This window comes from Kitasatospora sp. NPDC088742 (assembly GCF_055584905.1).
This window is the reverse complement of sequence record NZ_JBVJLD010000108.1, coordinates 1-2244: the sequence shown is the minus strand read 5'-3', so window position 1 is coordinate 2244 and position 2244 is coordinate 1. Positions and strand designations below refer to the sequence as shown.

Genomic DNA, 2244 nt, shown 5'->3' with positions numbered 1-2244 from the left:
TCGGCGCCCGACCGCTCTGCTGCGACCGCCCCCGGGCCGGGATCCTCCGGTCCGGGGGTCGGTGCACCCCAAACGGGTCACGCGCGGCAGCGCCCGGTGTACCGACCGGGCACCTCGGCACAGACTCCTGTCATGCCGCACCATCCCACCCCGACGTCCGCCCCAGGGCAGGAGACAGCCGTGGCCCAGCCCGACCAGCAGCCCCGCAAGCAGCGGGGCGGCCGCAACCTCCAGGCTGCGATAGGAGTCGGGGTCGGCCTCGGTGCGGTCATCGTGGCCTCGCTGTTCGTGGTGAAGGTGCTCTTCCTCTTCGTGGTGATGGCCGCGGTCGGGGTCGGCATCTGGGAGCTGACCAGCCGGCTGACGGAGCGCAAGCAGGTCAGCGTCCCGCTGGTCCCGCTGGTGGCGGGCGGCGTGGCGATGCTGGCCGCCGGCTACTGGGCCGGTCCGGAGTGGGCCGCCGCCGCGCTGGCGCTGACCGGGCTCGCGGTGATGGTCTGGCGGATGTCCCAGCCGCCGGAGAACTACCTGCGCGACATAACGGCAGGCATCTTCACCGCCTTCTACGTGCCGTTCCTGGCCACCTTCGTGGTGATGATGCTGGCGGCCGAGGACGGTCCGTGGCGCATCCTGCTCTTCCTGGTCGTCACCATCTGCAGCGACACCGGTGCCTACGCGGTCGGGTACAAGTTCGGCAAGAACAAGCTGGCCCCGGCCATCAGCCCGGGCAAGACCCGGGAGGGTCTGGCCGGCGGCATCGGGCTGTCGATGATCGCGGGCGCGCTGCTGATGCAGTACGTGATCGACGACGGCGTCTGGTGGCAGGGCCTGATCCTGGGCGCCTGCGCGGCCGTGGTCGCCACCCTGGGCGACCTGGCCGAGTCGATGATCAAGCGCGACCTCGGCATCAAGGACATGGGCACCCTGCTCCCCGGCCACGGCGGCATCATGGACCGCCTGGACTCCCTGCTCCCGACCGCCCCGGTGGTCTGGCTCCTGCTGGCCGCCTTCGTCGGCGGCTGACCGGCCCCGCCGGCGAGCAGCGCCGACACGAGCCTCAGAAGGGCCCCGGACGCCGTAGCGTCCGGGGCCTTTTCGATCTGAGACACTGGATGAATCATGCCTAAGCCCGGAGAACTCACCTTCGTCGCGCCGCGCGGCGCCAAGCCCCCGCGACACCTCGCCGACCTCTCGGCCGCCGAGCGCAAGGCGGCCGTCGCGGAGCTGGGCGAGCAGCCCTTCCGCGCCAAGCAGCTGTCGAACCACTACTTCGGCCGGCTCTCGGACGACCCCTCGCAGTGGACGGACATCCCGGCCACCAGCCGGGAGAAGCTGGCCGAGGCGCTGCTGCCCGACCTGATGTCGGTGGTGCGGCACGTCTCGTGCGACGACGACGAGACCCGCAAGACGCTGTGGAAGCTGTTCGACGGCGTGCTGGTCGAGTCGGTGCTGATGCGCTACCCGGACCGGGTGACGATGTGCATCAGCTCGCAGGCCGGCTGCGGGATGAACTGCCCGTTCTGCGCGACCGGCCAGGCCGGTCTGACCCGGAACCTCTCCACCGCCGAGATCGTGGAGCAGATCGCCGCCGGGATGCGCTCGCTGCGCTCGGGGGAGATCCCGGGCGGCGAGGCGCGGCTGTCAAACGTGGTCTTCATGGGGATGGGCGAGCCGCTCGCCAACTACAACCGGGTGCTGGCCTCGATCCGCCGGCTGACCGACCCGGCGCCGGACGGCTTCGGTCTCTCCCAGCGCGGCATCACGGTCTCGACCGTCGGTCTGGTCCCGGCCATGTACCGGTTCGCGGACGAGGGCCTGTCCTGCCGCCTCGCGCTCTCGTTGCACGCGCCGGACGACGAGCTCCGCGACGAGCTGGTGCCGGTGAACACCCGGTGGAAGGTCGAGGAGGTGCTGGACGCCGCGTGGAACTACGCGGAGAAGTCCGGTCGCCGGATCTCCATCGAGTACGCGTTGATCAAGGACATCAACGACCAGGCGTGGCGGGCGGACCTGCTCGGCCGCCTGATCAAGAACCACCGGGTGCACGTGAACCTGATCCCGCTGAACCCGACGCCGGGTTCGAAGTGGACCGCCTCGCGGCCGGAGGACGAGCGGGAGTTCGTCCGCCGTCTCCAGGCGCACGGCGTGCCGACCACGGTCCGGGACACCCGCGGCCAGGAGATCGACGGCGCCTGCGGCCAGCTGGCGGCGGCCGGCTGACGACCGCTCAGGCAGCAACGGCGA

Annotated in this window: 2 protein-coding genes; both read left to right on the top strand. The window is 71.1% G+C overall.

Annotated features, from left to right (window positions below):
• On the top strand, nucleotides 1-1023 hold a 1023-nt coding region (locus ACZ6ZR_RS38555), incomplete at its 5' end, for a phosphatidate cytidylyltransferase (protein ID WP_465650686.1).
• 96 nt (nucleotides 1024-1119) lie between these two features.
• Entirely contained in the window at nucleotides 1120-2220 is a 1101-nt protein-coding gene (rlmN, locus tag ACZ6ZR_RS38550) for a dual-specificity RNA methyltransferase RlmN (RefSeq protein ID WP_465650684.1), read from the top strand.
• Nucleotides 2221-2244 lie beyond the last annotated feature (24 nt).

Bases quoted from the DNA above. Each gene is read 5' to 3' on its own strand.
- rlmN (WP_465650684.1), top strand. From the start codon at position 1,120: ATGCCTAAGCCCGGAGAACTCACCTTCGTCGCGCCGCGCGGCGCCAAG.